Origin of the sequence: Actinocorallia sp. API 0066 (genome assembly GCF_020991275.1) — a bacterium.
In the GTDB taxonomy this organism is placed as follows: domain Bacteria; phylum Actinomycetota; class Actinomycetes; order Streptosporangiales; family Streptosporangiaceae; genus Actinocorallia.
In genome coordinates this window covers 1-4,072 of sequence record NZ_JAJLQY010000027.1, presented here as the reverse complement: position 1 = coordinate 4,072, position 4,072 = coordinate 1, and the positions used below count along the sequence as shown (strand labels likewise).

The window sequence follows — 4,072 nt, the reverse complement described above, 5'->3', positions numbered from 1 at the left end:
GTCACGCTCTTCGGTCAGGACCCGCACGTCCCCGGCCGACCAGTCGACCTTCGACGACGGGGTCTCAGCGTGCAGCGTCCGGGGCAGGACCCCGTGCCGCATCGCCAGGATCATCTTGACGATCCCCGCGACACCGGCGGCGGCCTGGGTGTGGCCGATGTTCGACTTCACCGACCCCAGCCACAGCGGCTCACCCTGCTCGCCGCGATCGCCGTAGACCGCCAGCAGGGCCTGCGCCTCGATCGGGTCACCCAGCGTGGTCCCGGTACCGTGCGCCTCAACGGCATCCACGTCGGCCGGAGCAAGGCCAGCGCTCGCCAATGCCTGACGAATCACCCGCTGCTGCGACGGACCATTCGGAGCCGTAAGCCCGTTCGAGGCGCCGTCCTGGTTCACCGCGCTGCCCCGGACCACGGCCAGCACCTCATGCCCGAGCCGCTGCGCGTCCGACAGGCGCTCCAGGACCAACATCCCGGCGCCCTCGCCCCAGCCGACACCATCCGCGGTGTCCGAGAACGCCTTGCACCGGCCGTCGAGTGCCATGTTCCGGAGCCGGGAGAACTCCACAAAGGACTCTGGGGTGACCATCACGGTCACGCCACCGGCGAGGGCCATCGAGCACTCACCCGAGCGCAACGCCTGCGCGGCAAGATGCAACGCCACCAACGACGACGAACACGCGGTGTCCACACTCACCGCCGGGCCTTCCAAGCCCAGCACATACGAGATCCGTCCCGACGCCACACTCGGAGTGGTGCCGGTGGCTCGGAAGCCTTCGAGGTCCGGGGTGTCGGTGGCAGAGAGGTAGTCGTTGGCGATCAGCCCCGCATAGACCCCCACCCGCTGACCCCGCAGGGAGGACGGGTCGATCCCCGCCCGCTCCAGCGCCTCCCACGACGTCTCCAACAACAACCGCTGCTGCGGATCCATCGCCAACGCCTCACGCGGACTGATCCCGAAGAACCCCGCGTCAAACCCGGCCACGTCAGCGAGGAAGCCGCCCTCACGAACGTAGGACTTCCCCGGAGCGTCAGGGTCCGAGTCGAACAGACCCTCCAGATCCCAACCGCGATCAGTCGGGAAACCCCCCACCACATCCACGCCCGAGGACAACAACTCCCACAACGCGCCCGGACCGTCCACACCGCCGGGCAGCCGCAACCCCACACCCACGACCGCCACCGGTTCGTCCGTGACCGTCACGGCCACAGGCATCGCGGTGTCAGCGGAAGCGACACCGACCAGCTCACCAAGCAGATAGTCGGCCAGCGCCAACGGCGTCGGGTAGTCGAACACCAACGTCGCGGGCAAAGGCATCCCGGCCAGAGCGGTCAGCCGATTACGGAGCTCCACGGACGTCAGCGAATCAAAGCCCGCGTCATTGAACGCCTGATCGACCCGCACCAGATCCCGACCCGCACCACCCAGCACAACCGACGCCTCGGCACACACCAACCCGGCCAGGTGAAGGGCCCGATCCGCCGGCGCCATCCCGGCCAACGTCGACCGCAACACATCCACGGCACCGGTGGCGGCAGCGCGACGCTGAGCCCCGGCCAAAGCCCGAAGCAGCGGGGGAACCGGGCCGTCCTGACGGCGCAGCACCGCCAGATCCAGCACCATCGGAACCAGCATCGAATGCCGGGAGACCAGGGCCTGATCCAGCAACGCCATACCCTCTTCGGCGCCCAGCGCGCCGACCCCGGCACGGCTCATCCGAGCCAGATCGGCCTGGGTCAGATGCCCGGTCATCGCGCTCGCCTCAGCCCAGTAACCCCACGCCAGCGACACCGCCGCCTCACCGGCCGCCCGGCGCCGGGCGGCCAGCGCGTCGAGATAGCAGTTCGCCGCCGCGTAGTTCCCCTGCCCGGGACCGCCCGTCACCCCGGCGACGGAGGAGAACAGCACAAACGCCGCCAGCCCGCGCCCGCGCGTCAGCTCGTCCAGATGTGTGGCCGCGTCCGCCTTCGGACGCAGCACCGTCTCCAGCCGTTCGGGGGTGAGCCCGCCCAGAACCGCGTCGTCCAGGACCCCGGCAGTGTGGAACACCCCGCTCAACGGCCCCGGAACCCCGGCCAGCAGCGCCTCGACCTGAGCACGGTCGGCCACGTCACACGCCACGATCCGCACGTCAGCGCCGGCGGCCGCCAACTCCGCCCGGAGTTCCGCGGCCCCCGGCGCGGCAGGACCCTGCCGCGAGGTCAGGACCAGACTCCGGACCCCGTGCGCGGCGACCAGATGCCGGGCCGCCAACCCGCCCAGCATCCCGGTCCCGCCGGTCACCACCACACAACCGGCGGCCAGCCCCTCCGTCCCGGTCGTGGCGGCCAGCCGCAGAATGTTCTTGCCGGTGTGCTTGGCCTGGGCCATGTGGCGGAACACGTCGCGGGCGTGGCGGACGTCCCAGACGGTCGACGGCAGCGGGGTCAGATGCCCGGCCTCGAAGAGCCGGGCCAGATCCAGCAGCATCCGCTGGATCAGTGCCGGGTCCAGCTCCTGCAGGTAGAACATCCGGTAGGCCACCCCGGGGTAGGCGGCCTCGGTCTCGTCCCGGCGGCGGGCGTCGGTGACGCCCATTTCGAGGAACAGGCCGCCCCTGGGCAGGAGCCGCAGGGACGCGTCCGTCAGTTCACCGGCGAGAGAGTTCAGCACCACGTCCATGCCGCGGCCGCCGCTGACGGTGCGGAACCGCTGTTCGAAGTCGCCGTCGCGGGAGCTGGCGATGTGGTCGTCGTCGAGTCCGAGGCTCCGCAGGACGCCGTGCTTGCCGGGGCTGGCGGTGGCGAAGACCTCGGCGCCGAGGTGCTGGGCGAGCTGGATGGCGGCCATGCCGACACCTCCGGCACCGGCGTGGACCAGGACGGCGTCTCCGGCCCGCACGGTGGCCAGTTCGGTGAAGGCGTACCAGGCGGTCAGGAACGCGACCGGCATCGAAGCCGCTTCTTCGGGGGTCCAGCCGCACGGGACCTTCACCAGGTACCGGCGGTCGACGACCGCCGTCGGCCCGATCACCATGCCGATACCCGTCACTTCGTCCCCGGGAGCCAGATCCACGACGTCGGGCCCGGCCTCCAGGACGACGCCCGCGCACTCACCACCGAGCCGCAGCCCGGCCCCCGCGATCGGGGGGATCATGCCCAGCGTGACGAGGACGTCGCGGAAGTTCACGCCGCAGGCGCGGATCCCGACCCGGACCTGGCCCGCCTCCAGCCGCTCGGACGCCGCCGGCCACGGAACCGCCGCCACCGCCTCGACCGTCGCCGCCTCCGACGCCGACAGCACCCACGCGTCGGCCGGCAGCTCCAGCCGGTCGTCGGCGGCCCGCATCAGCCTCGGGACCTCGATCCGCCCGTCCCGGATCCGGATCTCCCCCTGGTCCGCCGCCGTGGCCCGGCCGAACGCTCCCACGAGGTCCGCGAGTGCCACGGCGTCCGGGCCGGGGTCCGGTCGGCCGAGATCGGCGAGCAGGATCCGGCCGGGGTTCTCGGACTGGGCCGAGCGGGTCAGCCCGGCGACCGCCGACGCCACCGGATCACCACCGGCGTCCCGGACCACCACGGCCAGCCGGGTTCCCCGCAGCGCCGGCCCGGTCGTGAGGGCCTGCAGCACCTCCAACACCCGCGCCAACACCGCACGCGCCCGCGTCGGCTCACCCGCGCCGGACTCGACGCTGACGGCGTCGGCGACCAGCGGGTCCGCGTCCAGGATCAGCCACTCCGGCGCGTCCTCGCCCAGCGCCTCCAGGCCCGCCGCGTCCGTGATCACCACGCCCGGCTCCCCGGCCACCGTCCCGGCGGCCGGGGTGGCGGTGTCGCCGGAGGCCAGGACGGGGAGAGGGGTCCAGTCGACCGCCAGCATCATCGGTTCGGCACCCCCCCTCCCGGTGCCGACGGCGAGGTCGGCGGCGGCGACGGGCCGTGTGGTCAGGGCTCCGAGCGTCAGGACCGGATCACCGGCGGTGTCGGCCAGATCCACCTTCAACCCGTCGGGGCCCTGGCTCGCGCGGACCCGAAGCCTCCTCGCACCGGTGGCGTGCAGGGCGACGCGATTCCACGCGAACGGCATCAGCACA

1 protein-coding gene is annotated in these 4,072 nt (G+C 72.2%); it reads right to left on the bottom strand.

The window, feature by feature from the left end:
• Positions 1-4,072: SDR family NAD(P)-dependent oxidoreductase (locus LO762_RS32165; protein WP_304523732.1), on the bottom strand; the 4,072-nt coding region annotated here is incomplete at both ends.